Genomic DNA, 21,134 nt, shown 5'->3' on the forward strand with positions numbered 1-21,134 from the left:
GGGAGTTGAGGTTATGACAAATTAGTCACCATTTTTCAGTTCAATGTTGATACCTAAAGAACGGATCTCCTTGGTCAATACGTTGAATGACTCAGGCATGCCCGGATCCATATAATGGTTACCATCTACAATATTCTTATAGATGCGGGTACGACCTTCGACGTCATCCGACTTGACAGTTAGCATCTCTTGCAAGGTATATGCCGCGCCATATGCTTCAAGTGCCCAGACCTCCATCTCACCGAAACGCTGACCACCGAATTGTGCTTTACCACCCAATGGCTGCTGTGTAACAAGTGAGTAAGAACCTGTTGAACGCGCATGCATTTTGTCATCCACCAAGTGGTTCAATTTCAGCATGTACATATAACCAACAGTTACTGGACGGTCAAAACGTTCACCAGTACGTCCATCATATAAAACAGTTTGCCCTGAACGTGGCAATTCAGCGAGTTCGAGCAATTCTTTGATTTGACCTTCTTCTGCACCATCAAATACTGGTGTAGCAAGTGGTACACCGGCACGCAAGTTACCAGACAACTTCAGAATTTCTTCATCGGTCAGGCTATCGAGCTGCTCTTGTTCACCACCTACTTTGTTGTAGATCTTGTCTAGGAATTCACGTAGTTCAGCAATGGTACGTTGTTGTTTGAGCATTTTATCAATTTGCTCACCCAAACCTTTGGCAGCCAAACCTAGATGTGTTTCCAAAATCTGACCCACGTTCATACGTGAAGGTACACCGAGCGGGTTTAATACCACGTCTACAGGTACACCATTGATATCATGCGGCATATCTTCTACAGGAAGGATGTTTGACACCACACCCTTGTTCCCGTGACGACCCGCCATTTTATCACCAGGTTGGATACGACGTTTTACTGCCAAATACACTTTAACAACTTTCAATACGCCAGAAGTCAGCTCATCACCCGTAGATAATTTGCGTTTTTTCTCAGCGAATTTTTCATCAATCTCAGCACTCTTTTCTTTTAAGAATACTTGGATTTGTGTTAAGCGTTCAGCAATCGCTTCATCACTAGGTTGGATTTCAAGTAGATCAACCAACTCAAGGTCAGATAACAAGTTTTCGCTGAGTACATCACCACGTTTAGTACGACCACCGCCATTTGACTGTTGGTCTTTTAACAAACGAATAATTCGTTCACGTGCCGCTTCTTCGAAGATTTTGTATTCTTCTTTCAAGTCTTTACGATACGAATCTAATTGAGATTTCTCAATCGCCTGAGCACGTTCGTCTTTTTCAATTCCGTCACGGGTAAAGACTTGTACGTCAATCACAGTACCTTTGGTGCCAGATGGAACACGTAAAGAAGAATCTTTCACGTCAGCCGCTTTTTCACCAAAGATGGCGCGCAATAGTTTTTCTTCTGGGGTTAATTGTGTTTCACCTTTAGGGGTTACTTTACCGACCAGAATATCGCCCGCTGTGACTTCAGCACCGATATACACAATACCGGATTCATCCAATTTAGACAGTGCTGCTTCACCAACGTTTGGAATATCTGCAGTAATTTCTTCAGAACCCAATTTGGTATCACGTGCAACACATGACAATTCTTGAATGTGAATCGATGTTAAACGGTCTTCTTGTAACACACGTTCGGACAGTAAGATCGAGTCTTCGTAGTTATAGCCATTCCAAGTCATAAATGCGACACGCATGTTTTGACCCAGTGCTAATTCACCACCATCAGTTGAAGGACCATCGGCAAGAACATCACCACGACCAACTTTATCACCCAAATTCACCAATACTTTTTGGTTAATACAGGTGTTTTGGTTAGAACGGGTGTATTTGATCAAGTTATAGATATCAACGCCTGCTTCACCCGCAACCATCTCATCTTCATTGACGCGAATCACCACACGTGATGCATCAACATATTCGATCATACCGCCACGTTTAGCGATCACACACACACCAGAGTCGCGCGCAACGTGCGCTTCCATACCCGTACCGACCAAAGGCTTATCTGCCAATAAAGTAGGTACTGCTTGACGTTGCATGTTTGATCCCATCAAGGCACGGTTGGCGTCATCGTGCTCAAGGAATGGAATCAATGATGCTGCAACAGATACAACTTGCTGTGCAGAAACGTCCATATGCGTTACTTTTTCTGGCGGCATGCGTACAAATTCGCCTTGGTAACGTACAGAAACGAATTCTTCTGTTAAGTGGTTGCTCTCATCCATTTCAGAGTCGGCTTGTGCAATCACAGTGCCCACTTCTTCAATTGCAGAAAGGTACTCAACCTCTTCCGTCACACGACCGTCAACCACTTTACGATATGGCGTTTCTAAGAAACCGAAATCGTTAGCTTTGGCATATACCGACAACGAGTTGATCAAACCAATGTTTGGACCTTCCGGTGTTTCAATTGGACAAACACGACCATAATGCGTTTGATGTACGTCACGTACCTCAAAGCCTGCACGCTCACGGGTTAAACCACCCGGTCCAAGTGCAGAAACACGACGTTTATGCGTGATTTCTGATAATGGGTTGTTTTGGTCCATGAACTGTGACAATTGGCTTGAACCAAAGAATTCTTTGATTGCAGCTGCAACAGGTTTCGCATTGATCAAATCTTGTGGTGACAAGTTATCTGTTTCTGCTTGGCTTAAACGTTCTTTGACCGCACGTTCAACACGCACCAAACCAACACGGAATTGGTTTTCAGTCATTTCACCAACAGAACGAACACGACGGTTACCCAAGTGATCGATATCGTCGACTTCACCTTTACCGTTACGGATTTCAACCAGTGTTTTCAGTACATCAATGATGTCATCATTCGACAAAATGCCTTCGACTTCACGTGATTTCTGATCTGTACCAACATCGTAAGGGCGACCCAAACGACGGTTAAACTTCATACGACCCACAGGCGATAAGTCATAACGCTCTGAAGAGAAGAATAAGTTATTGAATAGATTTTCTGCGGCTTCGTGTGTTGGTGGCTCACCTGGACGCATTACTTTGTAGATTTCAACTAGCGCTTCAGCACGATCACGGGTTAAATCAGCACGTAGTGTATCTGCAACGAATGGACCACGGTCGATGTCGTTGGTAAATAGGATGTTAAACTCTTTAACACCACCTTCAGCCAACTTCACCATCACTTCATGGCTCAGTACGGTATTGGCACTAATCACTTCACCATCACGTAAAGTAATGTCTTCTGCCGTGATGCGTTCATAGAGGTATTCATCTGGAACAGGAAGTTTGCTTAAACCTGCTGCTTCCATTTGACGAACATGGCGTGCGTTGATACGCTTACCTTGTTCTACAATGCTTTTGCCATCATTATCTACAATATCAAATTGCGCCATTTCGCCACGCAGACGCTCAGGCACTAAGTCAATTTGATAGCTTCCCATGTCCACATAGACCGGTACTTTCTCATAGAACATAGATAAGATTTGTTCATCATTATAATTGAGCGCACGTAAAATAACGGTTGCAAGCAATTTACGACGACGGTCAATACGCACGTAGACCAAATCTTTGGCGTCAAATTCAAAGTCTAACCATGAACCACGGTAAGGAATAATACGCGCAGAGTACAGTACTTTACCGCTTGAGTGTGTTTTTCCTTTGTCGTGGTCAAAGAACACACCTGGTGAACGGTGTAATTGGGATACAATCACACGCTCTGTACCATTAATAACGAAAGTACCGTTATCTGTCATCAAAGGCATTTCGCCCATGTAGACTTCTTGTTCACGTACGTCTTTGATAGATTTTGTTTCGCGATCTTTGATGATCAGACGAATCTTAACGCGCATTGGTGCCGCATAAGTTGAGCCGCGAAGAATACACTCACGTACATCAAACTCTGGTTTACCAAGACTATACTCAACAAATTCTAAAGCCGCATTGCCCGAATAACTTTCAATTGGAAATACTGAACGAAATGCGGCTTGGAGACCGATATCTTCGCGGTTTTTTGGCGTTTTGCCATCTTGCAAGAATGTTCGGTACGAGTCGACTTGTATCGCGAGCAAGTACGGAGCATCCATCACTTGGGGCAATTTACCAAAATTCTTACGGATCCGTTTTTTTTCGGTATATGAGTAAGCCATCTGGAGTCCTCGGAAAGTAAAACCAAGCCCGCCTGCAGAACGGACTTAGAAGGAATTACGCAGGTCGATATGACCACCACCTTTTACAAATGCTGCAATGTTCAGTGGTATAAAACGCTTAGCAATATTTTAAAAAACTGAAAATATTGCTAAGCGTTTGATTTATAATGCTTATTTAAAAAATTGCCACAACAATGCCGTGCAATTCAAAATCGAGCCGATTATTGTAACGCAAAAAGGCTGATGACCCAAGAGCCATCAGCCAATTTTTGGAGTCGTTTTGAAAAAAAACGACTCCTTAAGAAATTACTTAAGTGTAACAGCTGCGCCAGCTTCTTCAAGTTTTTTCTTAAGCTCTTCACCTTCTTCTTTAGAAACGCCTTCTTTAATAACAGAAGGAGCGCCTTCAACAAGGTCTTTTGCTTCTTTAAGACCAAGGCCAGTAGCTTCACGTACTGCTTTAATTACAGCAACTTTGTTCGCACCGAAAGAAGTCAATTCAACATTGAATTCTGATTGCTCTTCAGCAGCAGCACCAGCCGCGCCAGGAGCAGCAGCTACAGCAACTGCAGCAGCAGATACATTGAATTTTTCTTCGAAAGCAGAGATTAATTCAACAAGTTCAAGAACAGTTTTTTCAGCAACTGCATTTAAGATTTCTTCGTTAGTTAAAGCCATGAGATAAACTCCAAATGGATATTGAATGGTGTGAAATAAAATGTGCGATTAAGCAGCTTCTTGCTCGTTTTTCTCTTTGAGTGCTGTAAGTAGGCGACCCAATTTTGAAACAGGAGCTTGAAGAACATTGGCAAGCATAGTAAGTGCTTTCTCTTGGTTCGGAAGGTTAGCAATTGTACTAACTTCAGCACCTTGATAAATTTTGCCATCGAATGCAGCAGCTTTTAATTCAAAGGCTTTGTTTGTTTTTGCAAAGTCTTCAAATACGCGTGCAGCAGCACCCATGTCATCTTCAGAAGTTGATAAACCGATGATTGTTGGACCAGTCAAGGTGTCGTTCAAGATATCGAATTGAGTACCTTCAAACGCACGTTTCGCCAAAGTGTTACGAACAATACGTAAATAAACACCTGCTTGACGAGCTTGAACACGCAATTCAGTCAATTGCGTAACGTTCAAACCTTGGTAGTCAGCAACAACAGCAGAGAAAGCAGTTGAAGCAGCAGTATTTACCGCAGCAACGATCTCTTTTTTGTCCTCTAAACGAAGAGCCATTGTAAAACCTCCTAATGGTGATTCATGCATCCGCAAAGATGCACTCCCAGTTCTTAAGCCAATCACTTGACTTAAACGCGGAGGAGGAATAAATCACACCACCGCGTCTACTCAGGAAATATTAAGTAGCCAATGCGAACATCAGTTACTCCTGAGGTCTTTGACGCTGATAAATATACATTTATCAATTCAAAGCTTGCCCAAACAAGAAACAGCACAACTTTAAAAGTTTGCCCGAACAGTGCGAATCATAAACATGCTTCTGCTCTATTCATCCTTGGTTTAGGACTTTAAAATTCTTGCAAACGTTAAACTTAAAGTGAAACGTTGTTTACATCAATCGTTAAACCAGGACCCATTGTTGAGCTCAAAGTAATTTTCTTGATGTATACACCTTTAGATGTAGCAGGTTTCGCTTTTTTCAAATCAGCAACAAGTGCTTCAACGTTTTGGCGAACAGCAGCAACATCAAAGCCTACTTGACCGATTGCAGCATGGATAATACCGCCTTTGTCTACACGATAACGTGCTTGACCAGCTTTAGCATTTTTCACAGCAGTTGCAACGTCAGGTGTTACGGTGCCCACTTTCGGGTTTGGCATCAAACCACGTGGACCCAAAATTGTACCTAACTTACCCACAACGCGCATTGCATCTGGAGCAGCAATAACAACATCAAAGTCAAGATTACCTTGTTGGATGCTTTCAGCAAGATCATCAAAACCAACAACATCAGCGCCTTCAGCTTTAGCAGCTTCAGCAGCAGCACCTTGTGCAAATACTGCAACACGTACAGTTTTACCAGTACCTGCTGGTAATGTGGTTGCACCACGTACCACTTGGTCTGATTTACGTGGGTCTACGCCTAGGTTGACTGAAATATCCAAAGATTCTTTGAATTTTGCAGCAGGTAGGCTATTGAGGACTTGTACTGCTTCTTCCAAAGTATAAACTTTGTTTGCTTCAACAGCTGCAGCGATGGCCTTTTGGCGTTTAGTTAACTTTGCCATGTCTTATAGCTCCACTTCCAAGCCCATAGAACGCGCAGAACCAGCGATGGTACGTACACGTGCATCCAAATCAGCACCAGTTAAATCTGGTTCTTTTGTGGTTGCAATTTCTTCTAATTGAGCGCGAGTCAATTTACCAACTTTAGTTTTGTTTGGTACAGCTGACCCTTTTTGGATACCAGCAGCTTTCTTCAACAAGATCGCAGCAGGTGGAGTTTTCATGATGAAAGTGAACGACTTATCGTTGTACACTGTGATCACGACAGGGATTGGTAGACCCGCTTCAACTTTTTGTGTAGCAGCATTGAATTCTTTACAGAATGCCATGATGTTTACACCACGTTGACCGAGTGCAGGACCGATCGGTGGAGATGGATTCGCTTTACCAGCTGGAACTTGCAGCTTGATATAGCCGTCAATCTTCTTAGCCATTATCTATTACCTCTGGGTACAAACGCCTTACGGCTCCCCAATATTTAATATAACGCGATGCGTTACAACAACAATGCCCGACAAGGTCGGGCCTTTTTCTTCCAATACAAATTAAACTGTTTTTTCGACTTGGCGAAACTCAAGTTCAACTTGTGTCGGTCTATTAAATACGTTGATGGTCAGGGTTAACCGCGACTTCTCATATAAGACTTCTTCCACCACACCTTTAAAGTCAGTGAATGGACCGTCAATAACCAATAATTCTTCACCTGGCTCAAACATCGTCTTCGGACGCGGTGCTTCACCAATGTTTTTCACGCGAGCTAGAATGGCATCTGCTTCTTTTTGGGTAATTGGTGCCGGTTTTTCCGCAGTACCACCGATAAATCCTAAAACTTTTGGACATTCTTTTACGATATGCCAAGTTTCATCATTCATTTCCATTTCAACTAATACATAGCCTGGAAAGAATTTACGTTCAGATTTACGTTTTTTACCATCCTTCATTTCTACCACTTCTTCGGTAGGAACAAGGACTTCACCAAAGCTATCAGCTACAGCGCTGCGCTGGATTCGATCATTAAGTGAACGCATCACTTGTTTTTCATAACCTGAATAGGCATGAATAATGTACCAACGTTTCATCGCTTTCTTACCCGATAATAAACTTCATGCACCAGTTGATCAGATGATCAAAGCCCCACAATGCCAGTGCTGCAATAATCACAACCAATAACACTTGCCATGAAGTAGTTACTGTTTCCTGCTTTGTTGGCCAAGTAACTCGACGTAATTCCATACGTGAATCACCCAGTAAACGCACAAAGCCCTTACCTTGCTGGGTGGCGTATAATAAACCGAAAGCCACCACGATACAAGCCACAATTACGCCAACGCGTACCCAAATATTACTCGCAGGTACCCAGTAACCCGGTAAATACTGATTCACCAGAGATGCAGCAATTAATAAAGCTAAGGCAACAACCCAGAGCACGACATCTAAAGCCGATCCAGTTTTGACAACTTCAGCTGAATTATTTCTTTGTGGAATTGGCGCGTCGCTCAGTGCGTCACGCGATTTATCGTTCGACATTCGTATACTCGTCGTGAAATTCGCGAATTATTATATGACAATTTAGCCAAAATACAGCTTTTATTTTAAAAGTGGCAGGTCAGGAGGGACTCGAACCCCCAACATTCGGTTTTGGAGACCGACGCTCTACCAATTGAACTACTGACCTATAGATAAACCGAGAATCGAAATTCTCGGTCGAAGTGTAACACAATTATCGGTTTTTATGCAGTTACTTTAGCAACTACACCAGCACCTACTGTACGACCACCTTCACGGATCGCGAAGCGTAAGCCAGCGTCCATTGCGATTGGGTGGATCAATTCTACTGACATTTCTACGTTGTCACCAGGCATTACCATTTCCACGCCATCTTGTAATTGGATTGCGCCAGTTACGTCTGTGGTACGGAAATAGAATTGTGGACGGTAACCATTCAAGAATGGTGTATGACGACCACCTTCGTCTTTAGACAATACGTATACTTCAGCGTCAAACTTAGTATGCGGTTTGATGGTACCTGGTTTAGCAAGTACTTGACCACGTTGTACGTCTTCACGTTTTGTACCACGTAGCAAGATACCACAGTTCTCACCAGCACGACCTTCGTCTAGAAGCTTACGGAACATTTCAACGCCAGTTACAGTTGTTTTCACGGTATCTTTGATACCAACGATTTCAACTTCTTCACCAACTTTAACCACACCCGCTTCAACACGACCGGTTACAACTGTACCACGACCAGAGATTGAGAACACGTCTTCGATTGGCATCAAGAATGCTTTGTCGATAGCACGTTCTGGTTCTGGGATGTAAGTGTCAAGTGCTTCAACCAATTGAAGTACTGCAGGTACACCGTACTGACCGTCTTCACCGTTCAATGCTGCAAGTGCAGAACCACGGATTACAGGCGTATCATCACCAGGGAAGTTATAAGTAGATAGAAGTTCACGAACTTCCATTTCTACTAATTCGATTAACTCTTCGTCATCAACGATGTCGCATTTGTTTAGGAATACGATGATGTAAGGTACACCAACCTGACGAGACAACAAGATGTGCTCACGTGTTTGTGGCATTGGGCCGTCAGTTGCTGAACATACTAGGATCGCACCGTCCATTTGCGCAGCACCAGTGATCATGTTTTTAACATAGTCGGCGTGACCTGGGCAGTCTACGTGTGCATAGTGACGGATTGGAGAGTCATATTCTACGTGAGATGTATTAATGGTAATACCACGTGCTTTTTCTTCTGGTGCAGAGTCAATTGCAGCGTAGTCTTTCGCTTCACCACCGAAAGTTTTTGCACATACAGTCGCAATTGCAGCTGTTAAAGTTGTTTTACCATGGTCAACGTGACCAATTGTACCCACGTTAACGTGTGGTTTATTACGTTCAAACTTGGCTTTAGCCATGATGATCTTCCTCGTTTACGTCGAACACAGTGAACACAACGCAGCATCGACATATTGTTTAAAAAACAAGATACCCAATACTTAAAAAGCAGACTAATAAGCCTGCTTTCATATCTTTCGTAGAATACTCTACACAACTGTATTTGGAGCTCTTATCGAGATTTGAACTCGAGACCTCTCCCTTACCAAGGGAGTGCTCTACCACTGAGCTATAAGAGCGATAATCCTTCGATGGAGCGGGAGACGAGGATCGAACTCGCGACATGCAGCTTGGAAGGCTGCCGCTCTACCAACTGAGCTACTCCCGCACATTGTTGGTACTTTAAAACCACTACGATCGAAGTTAATGGTGGTGGGAGAAGGATTCGAACCTTCGAAGCTTACGCGGCAGAGTTACAGTCTGCTCCCTTTGACCGCTCGGGAATCCCACCATATCACACTTAACTTTCAGTGCTATTTCGATACTTACGCTTTAAAGATGGTGCCGACACTCGGATTCGAACTGAGGACCTACTGATTACAAGTCAGTTGCTCTACCAACTGAGCTATGTCGGCGTTTCTTTTGTTTCGTACGTTTCGTATCGGAACGGTGTGCAGTTTAGCAAAACTTTCAGCTCATGCAAGTTGTTTTTTAAAAAAATAGATAAAAAAACTATAAAACTAAGCCGTTTGACGATAATTCAACCGCTTTGATCACTGCGCGAGCTTTTATTTGTGTTTCGTTCCACTCAGACTGGGCATTTGAGTCCGCAACCACACCAGCACCGGCCTGTACAAAGACCTGATTTTCGCGAATAACACAGGTGCGAATAGCGATCGACATGTCCATTTCACCATGCCAGCCTAAATAACCAACAGCGCCACCAAAAATTCCACGTTTCACGGGTTCAACTTGGTCAATAATTTCCATCGCTCGAATTTTGGGTGCGCCCGATAAAGTCCCAGCTGGAAAAGTTGCTTTAAAAACATCCAAAGCATCAACCCCGTCCAAAACTTCGCCTTCAACATTGGATACTATATGCATCACATGCGAATAACGCTCGATCACCATTTGATCAGTGACCTTCACTTTGCCTATTTTTGCCACTCGACCGATATCATTGCGCCCCAAATCGATCAGCATTAAATGTTCAGCGATTTCTTTTTCATCCGCCAAAAGTTCCTGCTCCAGCGCCAAATCCTCAGCCAGCGTTTGCCCACGCGGGCGTGTCCCTGCCAAAGGTCGCACCGTCGCGATACCATGCTCTAAACGCGACAAGATTTCAGGTGATGACCCCACAATATGAAATGGCTTTTGGTCGACCAAGGTTTTTCCTTGCACCAAAAACAAATAGGGCGATGGATTGAGATGACGTAATGCACGATAAACTTGTAATGGATCGCCATCAAAATCGGAAACCATACGATGCCCCGGCACCACCTGCATCACATCACCAGCACGGATATATTCTTTAATTTGTTCAACACTGTCTTGATATTGCTGTTGCCCTGTCAAGGAACGAAAGACCGGCGCGGTATGTTGATGTGCTTGTAAGGTCACAGGCGTATCTAACATTTGTTCTAATTGGTCTAATTGCTGCTGCGCTTTTACATAAGCCTCGGGGTCCGTGCTATCGGCATGCACAATCAAAAAGAGCGTGTCTTTTAAATTATCAAAAACAATAACTGTTTTGGATAGCATCATCCAGATATCAGGTAAGCCAACAGGGTCCTCACTCGCTACTTTTTGCAACCGTGGCTCAATATAACGCACAGCGTCGTAGCCCATATACCCTACCAGCCCACCAGTAAACTTAGGAAGTCCGGGCAGCTGTGAGGCATCTGGCACACGATATTGTGCTAAAAAATCACGGATATATTGAAAGGGATCAGCACAAGACTGCTGTTGCTGTACACCGTGTTGATTTTGAACCGTTAATACACCGTCATTGCATGAAAAAACGGTGGACTCACCCAAACCTATAATCGAAAAACGTGCCCAATTTTCTCCGCCTTCTACAGATTCAAATAAGTATGCTTGTTCATGTTGTTTTAAACGGGCAAATACCGATAAGGGCGTATCGGTATCGGCCAAACGCTGGCGGTACACTGGAATAAGGTTATAGCCAGCATTAGCTAGTTGTTGAAATTGGTTTTCGCTAGTCATTCGAATGTCTCTGGTGGTGTTAAACAATATGCAATACGCAAGATGTGGCCATTACGCCATCTATGGTTCACTTTAGTATCGCCATCGAAACAACAGCTTATGATTCACTCTCATGTTCTATTCTCAAAATCTTTAAAGCATATAAACAATTAAACGCGACTTATGATGGTGAGACTGTAGCCTCATCCAACAGTTCTGTAAGTTGATCGAGTATCCATTGCGGCTGACATAAGCGTATGTCTTCACCATGATTATAGCCATAGCTTAAAACAATACAATCTACACCTGCACGACGTGCCGCCTCGACATCATTGCTAGAATCCCCCACCATGAGTGTCGCAGCCGGCTGTACTTGGTATTTTTCCATACAAAATAATAAGGGCTTAGGATCTGGTTTACGCACAGCAAAACGATCTCCCCCGACTACATCTGCAAAATAATGTATTAAACCAAGTTGTTGCAATATTTTTCGGGCAGGTATTTCTGGTTTATTGGTCACACAGAGCAATATTTTTCCTTGCTGTTGCATTGCATGCAAAAATTCCTGCACGCCAGCAAAGGGTTGGGTGTCGATACAAGGCTCAGCATTATAGATGTCCAAAAAGGTTGCCAATAACTGTTCCAACAAGACTGCGTCAACCGTACCCTTTAAATACGCCAGAACACTTTCACAAAACACCTTACTCCCTTTACCGACCCAAACACGCACTTGCGCTTCAGTCACCGATGGCAAATGTAAACGTGCTAGGCTCAAATTCATTGCACGATACAAATCACTTGCTGAATCTACCAAGGTGCCATCTAAATCAAATAAAATTAACGTCTTCTCTGCCAGTATAGGAAAATCCATCTCTTACCTTACCTTTGTACTACAACATCTATGTACGACAACAACCAATCTAACTTATATGGGTCTGGCTGGTCGTTGCATCGAAATAAATTAAACAGAAACAAATTAAACAACAGGATAAGTATTTGAGGCTGAAGCTGTTGCAAACAGTGACAACCTCAAATCGGTCAGTATGAATTACTGCAAAAACCACCAGGCCAGTACAGCAATAATGACCAATACAATGACTGTTAATAGCCCCACAGACACATTTTTCTTTTGTTCTAGCTGTTGCTCAACCGCTGATGGGGGTGTTTCAATGGCGACTTTTTCGGGTTCTGCCTTTTGCTGCACGGCAGTTAAGTCAACACCTTCGGGGATCGGTGCCGGCTTAGGAATCGCAACCTGCTGTGGCATACCGTCACGCCCCAGCGTAATATCTGCTGCCCGTTCTGCCAAACTTGGCATACCCTGATCTACTGGCTTTTGCTCTTCACTATTCTGCTGGTTTTCAGGTGTCTTCTGTTCTGCCAGAACCTTTTGTTCATTGAGCGTCAGTTGTTCTTCTGCACTATTTTGTACTGCAGTGCTTTGCAGCGCTGCCTCTGTATTTGCTGTGCTTTCTGTATTTGCTGTAGTTTCTGCGTTTTGTATCGATTCATGCGGCTGTTGTAATACCACAAATTCAATATTGGCAAATTGAATTTTGTCATTTGCGTGTAGCTGCGTTTCAGTTTGAATACGCACTGCATTGACAAAAGTTCCATTAGAGGAGTTTAGATCTTGTAGATAAAGTTGCTGCTCTTTCAATAAAAATGCTGCATGACGACGTGAAATTGCCGCAGACTGCAACAGAACATCTGCGTCTTGATGTCGCCCAACCAACATATCTCGATCAATGATCAAATCAGCGCCAGCCAATTCATCGCTAATAGCTTGTAATTTCCAAGTCATAATGCCTTTCTCATTTTTAATGCTTGTTCATATTAACACGGCATACACCACTGTATAGCCCTTGATGATAGGCGCTTATGCAACACTAAGAGATGTTTAAATGACAACATATTAAAAATATTATCAGGGCTGAGTTGCAGCGGGTGTCACTACGGGTGCTGTAGCAGCGGGTACGGCTGTTGCACCGCCGGACGGTAACTGTTGATAGGGTGTCGCTTGCGCTGGCTTAGATGGTGTATTGATCGGTAGACGGGGCTGGTAAATATCATCTAACTGTTCGGGTAATTTGGAAAAACTGCCGTCTTTATCCATCGCCAATTGCAAACTATAAAGTTGTTCATAACGGCGTTGCCCCAATCTGCGCATATCCTCACTATCAGCGACAATTGTTGGATGAATAAAAACCAATAAATTGGTTTTGTCGGCTGACTTATTGTCAGAACGGAATAACCGCCCTAAACCAGGAATTGCACCCAAGAACGGTACGGCTTCACGAGATTGCATACTGCTATCACTCATTAAACCACCCAATACCACGGTTTGACCATGATCTGCCAACACCGACGTTTTAATGGCACGCTTACTGGTAATCAAGTCGGCAGCTTGACCTTTATTGGCCTGTACCGCAGAGACTTCTTGCTGCACTTCCAAACGGATCGCACCGCCCTCACCAATATGTGGAACGACCTTGAGGGTCACCCCGACATCTTTACGCTCTACCGTGGTATAAGGGTTCACACCAGTAGCACTTGAAGCCACCGATCCGGTCATAAACGGTACATTCTGCCCCACCACAATATAGGCTTCTTCATTGTCCATGGTCACAATCGATGGTGTCGATAATAAATTGGACTTAGTATTGGCTTTCAGTGCTTGGATCAAGGCACCATAAAGTTTACGGGATCCATCCGCGCCTTCAGTATATTTACCGACCCCAATCACAGTACCAGGCGCGCCATTGGGATTATTTGCCAAAGCCCCAGCCAGACCGGACTTTCCACCGCTTAAATATCCTGCCGCCAAACTGGTTAGGCTAGCACCTACATTAGAGAAGTTCAGTAAACCGATACCGCTACTAATATCACCCAGCGCCCATTGCACCCCCAATTGATCTGCATCATTGCCGCTGACTTCAATAATCGCTGCCTCAATTAAAACTTGCTGACGTCGTATATCGAGCTGTTGGATCGCCGCGTCAATTTCGCGCATCAATTGTGGCTCAGCTTTGACCACCAAAGCATTTTGTTCTTTATCTGCAATAATACTCACACCATTGGCATTAAAACTATTGATGCTATTTTGACTATTGTTCTGACTATTACTATTTAAACTAATCGCGGGTGTACTAATATTGCTGCTGTTACTGCCGCTACTGTTGCTATTGCCCATATTCTGAATGAGCTGGTTAATATTATTACTATGATTTGAGCCAGTGCTGCTCGCGCTATTGTTGCTGTCGTTATTTACAGCCTGCCCAGTCACCAGCCCTTGTAAAATCTTGGATAGATTTTCTGCATTGGCATAACGTAGTTTATAAACCTTTAAGCCACCCAAACGATCTGCGGATGGTACATCAAGCATTTCAATCGTTTGCCGAATTCGTTTCCGGCTATTCGGATCACCTTTGAGTAAAATCCGATTGGTCCGTATATCCGCCAAAATTCTAACCCGCGCACCCGCCAAATCTTTGGCTGAGCCCGTCGAAGACATTGCTTCTAATAAACCAATGATTTCTTCTGCTTGACTAGACTGTAAACCAATCGCCTCTATATCATTTTGCCCAGTACCATCTAAGTTTCGAATAATCGTATCGAGCTGGTAAATATTACTGGCGCGGTCCGATACAATTAAGGCATTGGTCCCAGGAACGGCGGCCAAATGTGCAAATTGCGGTAACAACGGTTTTAGCGCAGGCACCAAATCATTGGGATTGGTATTATCCAACCAAATCACCCGCGTAACAATTTGATCACCTCGTGCCTGATTACGCGCATCATATGCCATACCTGCATTTTTAGCATTACTATCTGGAACAATACGCACCGTGTTGCCTGAAGGAATCGCCACCACCCCATTCACATTTAACACACCCAGAAATAAATCATAGACTTCATTTTTATTGAGCGGCTTATTCGAAATAACTGTAACATTCCCTCGAACACGAGGATCTACAGTAAAGTTCTTACCGGTAATATCTGCGACTTCATTAATAAATGCAGTTAAATCAGCATCACGTAAGTTAATTTTCCATGTTTGCGCTTGAGCTGCTGTTGCGATAAGCATACAAACTGGCGCAGCAACCGCAAAAGACCAGAATGGACGATGTTGATTCAAAAAAGTCATACCTAATTGTCGTTCCTAATTCTATTTGTAGTTCCAATACTAATATTGTCTAATAATCACAAGCTCTGCTCGAAACTTAGCACTTGTTCACCTCTTTTGATATCAATTTTGACCTTTCCTGTACGTTTCGCTTGTTCTAATAACTGCGCATCAGAACCTTGCCCCACATTCTGACCATTAATAGACAATATTCGATCACCAGCAATTAAACCCAATTTCTGACGTAATGCAGCGGGAGTTTGTTCGGTAACTTCATAGCCATCTTCACCAGGATTAACGCCCATTTGCTGTAAATACTGCGCTTGGTTGTTATTGAGCTGTTCTATCGCTTGCCCCAAAACATTGCTATTGGAATTATTGCCGCGCTGTTGCTGTGGTGCAGTCATGGCGAGCTCCGCATCATTCTGGTCTAAAGGCTGATCTAGATTATCAATGCCATTAAATTTGAGTACTTTACGTATAGCACCTTGGCTGAGTACAACATGATCCCAATACACTTCTGCCAATTGGTATGCACTATCTCCTATCGACTCACCGATACGATAGCGCTCAGCATGATCTTCAAGTTTAATCACCGCAGAAGAATAATGTTGTGGCTGCGCGACCATAACCCCTTGCAACTCTGCACCAGATAACTCATCTGATTGTTGTGACTGCCCTACTTCATAAAATAAAGAGAAGTGACTGATATTTGGAATATTGTCTTGTTGTGACCCCAATACGACTTGGCTGCTATTAAAAAACTGTGGCGGTGCAACAAACCACCAAAAGATACTCGCCAAACGCCAGCACAGCAGTAACAGCAAAATTGCCAATAGCACTGGCGCGATACGCTCTACACGTTGCCAAGAAAGATCACGTAATGAATGACGCCAACTCATTCTTGCCCCCCTTGCAACAAGGGTTGTCGCGAACTCAAGACCATACTATCGAGCCCAGCTTTACCTTGATAAGATGCAACATTCATCAATAAACGCTGACTCAACTGGACATCGAGCATAAGGGTCGGATCAATCGCTAAATTCGCCATTTTTTGCTGACGGCGATCTACAACAGGAATCAATAATTTGCCTTCTTGATCTTGTAATTGAGCTTGTAAAGCAGGAACATTCATACGGTCTTCACGTTGCGAAAACTGGTACAGTAATTCGCCCCCACCCCATTGCAAATCACCAGCCACATGACTAAATCCCTGTCCTTTTTTAAAATCAAACTGCACATCCTGCAGCTGAATAGCATTTGCGGGCCACTGCCACTCTGACATTTGCGCCAAAGTTTCAGGTGATATACTAGCCTTAAGTTGTTTAAGTTTTAATGTTTGATTAAGCGTATAGCCAACAATGCCCGCGGCATTACTCTGATGACTATTGAGCTGAATATCTGCGGCAAAGCGCAATAAAAATAAATCGAGCGGGCGAATTTTCCAACTGATGCTGCCATTTAATTGCCCTTTTTGCCAATCAGCTTGTCCTTGCCAAATATTACCACTGACATTTTCAAACAGATGCTGGTCATTATAAAATTTATTCATCAACCAAGATGCTGGAACTTGCAGTAAAACAAAAAATAAAAAAGCGCTTACTGCACCGCCGCACCACATCATTTGCTTGGTTTTTTTATTCATTACCTTGGCACCATTTCAAATTATTTTTCCATATACGATGTCATTCCTTGTAATTAACACATTATCCCTCTTTCTTTCAACAGCCCAGATCGCTTTAAATAAAAAAACCAAGCATTTGCTTGGTTTTTTTATATTAGACTTTGTGAGTGACAAAATGATGAAACTAGATAAGGAAGTCTTCTAGTTTGGCACCTTTTTCAATCTCAGCAACTAACCAACGTGGTTGTTTACCACGACCAGTCCAAGTTTCTGAAGGATTGCTTTTATTACGATAACGTGGCTCTACAGCTTTACGTGTATGTTTTTTACGTTTCTGTGCACCATATTCAATGAATTGCTCAAGGCTTAAACCAGCCTTCTCCGCTATCTCTACAATTTGATTATATGCAGCTTCGACTTCTTCATCCTTTTTACTTTCAATTAAAGCTTCAGCTTCAGCAGTCAGACGTTTTAACTGCTCAACTGTTAGCGTACTAATATCAGGCATCATAACAACTCCGTAAACATTCAAAAAATTATTTATTTAAAATAATGTAGCAGCAATAATATTTTTTAAATAGAGAATAATCAATACTCATAATGAATTAAATACATAAACATACAAATTCTACCGCTTTATTTTATATTTATTGCACGATTCAATATGTGGTCAACACTTGATTCTAGAGAAATAATACTATTGCGTATGTCCTCCGGTATTAATGTTTTTTTCATCTGCACATTATCAACAAATACTATAACTGCTTCAGCTTTAGCAACTATTTCATTTTGCTGCTCACTAAATAGTAAATAATGCATACGAATCGCACTATTTCTCATTTCATCTACGCGCGCAGCAACACGTAAAACATCTGGATAAAACACTGGTTTTAAATAGTGGCATTGGCTCGATGCCACAACACTTAATATGCCTTGCTGAAAGACCTTTAAACGATCAAAATAAGCAATTCGTGCACTTTCTATATACCGATAATAAAGTACATTATTCACATGACCGAAAGCATCCATGTCTCCCCAAGCAACCGATTGGTAGTGGATTACTGGATAGTCGCTTAATGCATCAATAGACATAGATATTCCTTTTATATTGCACCTTAGATTTTGAACTTAATAAAATTAACATCGCTTTCAAAAATCAAATTGAGTTGTTTAATTAATGACTCATCATCTTTTAATTTTGACTTAATGCGTAAGTAGTTCATCAAAATATTATCGGGATAACGCGACAATAATGCCTCTGCATCATTAACACGATCTGTTGCCATATAGATGTGCCATCTTGCGAAAGTTAATATAGGTAAATCAGAATACTTTTTCTCAAATAGTTCTATATGACTCTCAATTTTTTCAAAATCTGGGTTGTCTTCTAATAATTGTTGTTGTAACCACAAATAAAACAAATCTTGATTAAAATGTTGCGTTAATAAGTGCAATGCAAAATCTTGATATTGACTGCTCATTTCAGGTAAATAAGCCAACACCTTTAAATGTAACAATTGTAAATTATACGGTAATTGATATAAATCAATCGATTGATTTATATATAATTCAATTAATTTTTGAATATCTGCAGCCGAAGCGTTTGAAAATTGCCCCAATAATTGTTGAAGCCATACTGCCTGCTCATCATCATTCAATTGCTGAGTAATAATCGTGCTATCCATGGACTGTAAATATGCCCATGGATATTGCACAGCTATGCTATACCACAATTGCTGTAAGCGTATTTGATAACTATCTTGCAAGGTTATTAACCAAGGCGATAATGGCTGACCAGATAAGAAACTTAAGCGACTCAATGCGGTTTGCACCTCACCTTGTGCAAGATATATTTCTATTTTCTGAATTTCAGCCAACTCAAATGTAGCAGGCGGGCATGCATCTAAACACTCTAAAGCCTGTTGATACTGTTGTTGCTTAAATAGTAATCGTGCTTGGACAATATGTTGTAATAGACCAGACTGATCGAAACGTTGTTGAATAAAATCGCCCTGTTGCGGTTCTGCTTTTAATATCCAAACAACACCCAATTGCTCATATGGATGTAATGCATCAAACGCAAGTAATTCTGTTTGTTCGCGTTGCAAGCGTGCCAAAAGTTTTTTGAGTAATATAAAAATGACATGGATAATAAAACAAAATAATAACGTGGCTAAAACGAATGCCACCACAGTAGACTGTATTTGGATTCCCATCCACAGAATATAAAGATAACCACTGCCTGACGCATAACTTACTGGAAGCAATAGCACCAAACTCAGTAAGAGTAATACGGCGTATGCCAATAACATTTTTTTCATCGTTGTTAGCCCAAAATATCTAAGGCAGTCAGTTGAGGTGCAGCAACCAGAGAAGCATTCTGCACAGCTTTGAGCTGTTGTTTAATCTTTTGACTGCTGGCATCGGGTAATTGTTGAATCTCCAGCATCGCGATATTTAACATCTCGCGAAACTCAACTGCCTCACCGCGTATTAAAGCCTGCTTCGCCAATAATGTTCGCAACTGGACTTCTTTTAAAATATAACGACGGTGTACCAAATCTACATGTTGATCTGTACGCTGTTCAATCTGAAACCAGCGCTGCCAAAAATGTTGATTTTGAGCCGATGGACTCAATTGCTGCTGTTGTAAAGCATCTATAAGCGCTCCATCGATACTACTTAATACTTGTTCCAAATGTTGTTGTTGCTGCTGTTGAGATAAAACAAAATGCTGAATGCTCTTAATATCTCGATCAATTGCCTGCGTTAAACTTTGCTGAATAGAAGCGGCAATTGCATAATGATCCAGTGACTGTTTAATCTCATTGAGCTGCTCAAGCGCATAAACATATTGCTGCTGTTGCACGGCAAATTGCGCCAGTTGTAATTGTTGTTTAAATAATTGTGCGGGTTGAATAATCCGCGCAGTATTCTCATCTGCCGCAGACATCGCAGGAGATGGCGCTTTCGATGCCTTCACAGCAGGACGTGGTGATGTGGACTTTTTCAAAGCTTGACTATACTCAAGTTGATTGCGTTGCAATGCAATCACTTGGTCATTCAAATTGGCATAGTGTTGTGCGATCTGATGATCTTGTGTCATTAGCGCATTGAGTTGTTCAGCATATTGATAACTATTAAAACTCAGCTTGATGAGCCATGCCAAAATTAAAAAAAACAAGATGAATAAGTATTTTCTCATACATTCCTTAGGAACTGTGATAATCCTTGAATAGTCTGGACAATCGAGCTGGTCGATAAATCAGCCAGCTCAGTTACGGTATAGTCACACTGTAAATTTGTTCTATCACTGATTAATCGATGATACAAGCGTGGTCCTAATACCAAATAATGACAAGCTTGCCATAATCGCAGATGATCCTGCTGCATTAGATCACTCCAATAATTCCAGCTCGCCTCACTGCTGATAGCCACAACAACAGCACGAGATTGCTGCATTTGTTGCAGTAATCTTGGTAGATTTTGTTGTGCGCTCATTGGTAATGCTCGCACATATAATATGAAATTGAATATTGTCATGCCCTGTTGTTGGCAGTGCTGCATCATAAATTGACGTCCACCTTCACCACGCCAAAATGCGATACGCTGTAAATCTTGTTGAAATAAGGGTAATTGCAACATGCCTTCAGAGCTTTCTAATGTTGGTACCAGCGCATCAATACCATAATGCGCCAATGCCTGCGCTGTCGTCTTTCCAACAGCAATCCATTGCACATGCCGCAAAGTAGACAACTCAACCTTACATGCTTGCAAATACCGCATACCGATCTCAACTGCAGTCGGACTGACCACAACAATAGCCTGTATCTGAGGCAATTGTGCATAGTGCTGCTTGAGCTGCGCCGTCAAGGGTTTTGCCGTCAACACCAATAAAGGATAATCAAACACCTGAATAGCTGCCTGTTCAAGTGCTGTGCTGAGCGGCTGTGCCCGATCATGCGGGCGAGTATTGATAAAGAGCAT

At 42.4% G+C, this 21,134-nt stretch carries 19 protein-coding genes and 5 tRNA genes; all 24 read right to left on the reverse strand.

Annotated features, from left to right (window positions below; genetic code table 11):
* Window positions 1-21: 21 nt before the first annotated feature.
* The gene (gene rpoB / locus BFG52_RS15025) at window positions 22-4,110 is read right to left on the reverse strand and encodes a DNA-directed RNA polymerase subunit beta (protein WP_067558044.1); all 4,089 of its coding nucleotides are present in this window, start codon (window positions 4,108-4,110) and stop codon (window positions 22-24) included.
* Window positions 4,111-4,416: 306 nt separating this feature from the next.
* Window positions 4,417-4,788, reverse strand: coding sequence for a 50S ribosomal protein L7/L12 (gene rplL, locus BFG52_RS15030; protein WP_067558047.1), 372 nt, complete (start codon window positions 4,786-4,788; stop codon window positions 4,417-4,419).
* 48 nt (window positions 4,789-4,836) lie between these two features.
* Window positions 4,837-5,343 (reverse strand): 50S ribosomal protein L10, encoded by a 507-nt coding sequence (gene rplJ / locus BFG52_RS15035; RefSeq protein WP_067558050.1) that lies wholly within the window; start codon window positions 5,341-5,343, stop codon window positions 4,837-4,839.
* A 314-nt stretch (window positions 5,344-5,657) separates the two neighbouring features.
* Complete coding sequence (rplA, locus tag BFG52_RS15040; RefSeq protein ID WP_067558053.1) at window positions 5,658-6,353, reverse strand: 50S ribosomal protein L1; 696 nt, start codon at window positions 6,351-6,353, stop codon at window positions 5,658-5,660.
* 3 nt (window positions 6,354-6,356) lie between these two features.
* A complete protein-coding gene (gene rplK / locus BFG52_RS15045; protein ID WP_004868049.1) occupies window positions 6,357-6,785 on the reverse strand; it encodes a 50S ribosomal protein L11 in 429 nt (142 codons plus the stop codon).
* A 111-nt stretch (window positions 6,786-6,896) separates the two neighbouring features.
* The gene (gene nusG, locus BFG52_RS15050; protein WP_067558056.1) at window positions 6,897-7,430 is read right to left on the reverse strand and encodes a transcription termination/antitermination protein NusG; all 534 of its coding nucleotides are present in this window, start codon (window positions 7,428-7,430) and stop codon (window positions 6,897-6,899) included.
* Between the two features lie 7 nt (window positions 7,431-7,437).
* On the reverse strand, window positions 7,438-7,878 hold the full coding sequence (gene secE, locus BFG52_RS15055) for a preprotein translocase subunit SecE (protein WP_067558058.1): 441 nt from the start codon (window positions 7,876-7,878) through the stop codon (window positions 7,438-7,440).
* Between the two features lie 72 nt (window positions 7,879-7,950).
* Window positions 7,951-8,026 (reverse strand) — tRNA-Trp (locus tag BFG52_RS15060).
* Window positions 8,027-8,081: 55 nt separating this feature from the next.
* On the reverse strand, window positions 8,082-9,272 hold the full coding sequence (gene tuf / locus BFG52_RS15065; protein ID WP_067558061.1) for an elongation factor Tu: 1,191 nt from the start codon (window positions 9,270-9,272) through the stop codon (window positions 8,082-8,084).
* A gap of 144 nt (window positions 9,273-9,416) precedes the next feature.
* Window positions 9,417-9,491: transfer RNA gene (locus BFG52_RS15070), tRNA-Thr, on the reverse strand.
* Between the two features lie 13 nt (window positions 9,492-9,504).
* Window positions 9,505-9,580 (reverse strand) — tRNA-Gly (locus BFG52_RS15075).
* Window positions 9,581-9,619: 39 nt separating this feature from the next.
* A tRNA-Tyr gene (locus BFG52_RS15080) sits at window positions 9,620-9,703 on the reverse strand.
* 48 nt (window positions 9,704-9,751) lie between these two features.
* Window positions 9,752-9,827 (reverse strand) — tRNA-Thr (locus tag BFG52_RS15085).
* Between the two features lie 97 nt (window positions 9,828-9,924).
* Window positions 9,925-11,418: an anthranilate synthase component I gene (trpE, locus tag BFG52_RS15090; RefSeq protein WP_067558064.1), complete on the reverse strand. Its 1,494-nt coding sequence runs from the start codon at window positions 11,416-11,418 to the stop codon at window positions 9,925-9,927.
* A gap of 160 nt (window positions 11,419-11,578) precedes the next feature.
* Window positions 11,579-12,268, reverse strand: coding sequence for a phosphoglycolate phosphatase (locus tag BFG52_RS15095; RefSeq protein ID WP_067558067.1), 690 nt, complete (start codon window positions 12,266-12,268; stop codon window positions 11,579-11,581).
* A gap of 177 nt (window positions 12,269-12,445) precedes the next feature.
* Window positions 12,446-13,201, reverse strand: a complete 756-nt coding sequence (locus BFG52_RS15100; RefSeq protein WP_067558070.1) for an FHA domain-containing protein — start codon at window positions 13,199-13,201, stop codon at window positions 12,446-12,448.
* 123 nt (window positions 13,202-13,324) lie between these two features.
* The gene (gspD, locus tag BFG52_RS15105; RefSeq protein ID WP_067558072.1) at window positions 13,325-15,544 is read right to left on the reverse strand and encodes a type II secretion system secretin GspD; all 2,220 of its coding nucleotides are present in this window, start codon (window positions 15,542-15,544) and stop codon (window positions 13,325-13,327) included.
* 56 nt (window positions 15,545-15,600) lie between these two features.
* On the reverse strand, window positions 15,601-16,425 hold the full coding sequence (locus BFG52_RS15110; RefSeq protein WP_067558075.1) for a type II secretion system protein N: 825 nt from the start codon (window positions 16,423-16,425) through the stop codon (window positions 15,601-15,603).
* Window positions 16,422-17,168, reverse strand: coding sequence for a type II secretion system protein N (gene gspN / locus BFG52_RS15115; RefSeq protein ID WP_067558078.1), 747 nt, complete (start codon window positions 17,166-17,168; stop codon window positions 16,422-16,424). Before gspN ends, BFG52_RS15110 begins: the two co-directional genes overlap by 4 nt.
* Window positions 17,169-17,331: 163 nt before the next feature.
* On the reverse strand, window positions 17,332-17,658 hold the full coding sequence (locus BFG52_RS15120) for an H-NS histone family protein (protein ID WP_067558082.1): 327 nt from the start codon (window positions 17,656-17,658) through the stop codon (window positions 17,332-17,334).
* Between the two features lie 125 nt (window positions 17,659-17,783).
* On the reverse strand, window positions 17,784-18,239 hold the full coding sequence (locus BFG52_RS15125; protein ID WP_407639220.1) for an acyl-CoA thioesterase: 456 nt from the start codon (window positions 18,237-18,239) through the stop codon (window positions 17,784-17,786).
* A 23-nt stretch (window positions 18,240-18,262) separates the two neighbouring features.
* Window positions 18,263-19,468 (reverse strand): hypothetical protein, encoded by a 1,206-nt coding sequence (locus BFG52_RS15130; RefSeq protein ID WP_067558085.1) that lies wholly within the window; start codon window positions 19,466-19,468, stop codon window positions 18,263-18,265.
* Between the two features lie 5 nt (window positions 19,469-19,473).
* Window positions 19,474-20,352 carry a hypothetical protein gene (locus tag BFG52_RS15135; protein ID WP_067558088.1) on the reverse strand — a complete coding sequence of 293 codons (879 nt, stop codon included), beginning with the start codon at window positions 20,350-20,352 and terminating at the stop codon, window positions 19,474-19,476.
* The gene (locus BFG52_RS15140) at window positions 20,349-21,134 is read right to left on the reverse strand and encodes a uroporphyrinogen-III synthase (RefSeq protein WP_067558091.1); all 786 of its coding nucleotides are present in this window, start codon (window positions 21,132-21,134) and stop codon (window positions 20,349-20,351) included. Before BFG52_RS15140 ends, BFG52_RS15135 begins: the two co-directional genes overlap by 4 nt.

It is taken from the genome of Acinetobacter larvae, from assembly GCF_001704115.1.
GTDB lineage: Bacteria > Pseudomonadota > Gammaproteobacteria > Pseudomonadales > Moraxellaceae > Acinetobacter > Acinetobacter larvae.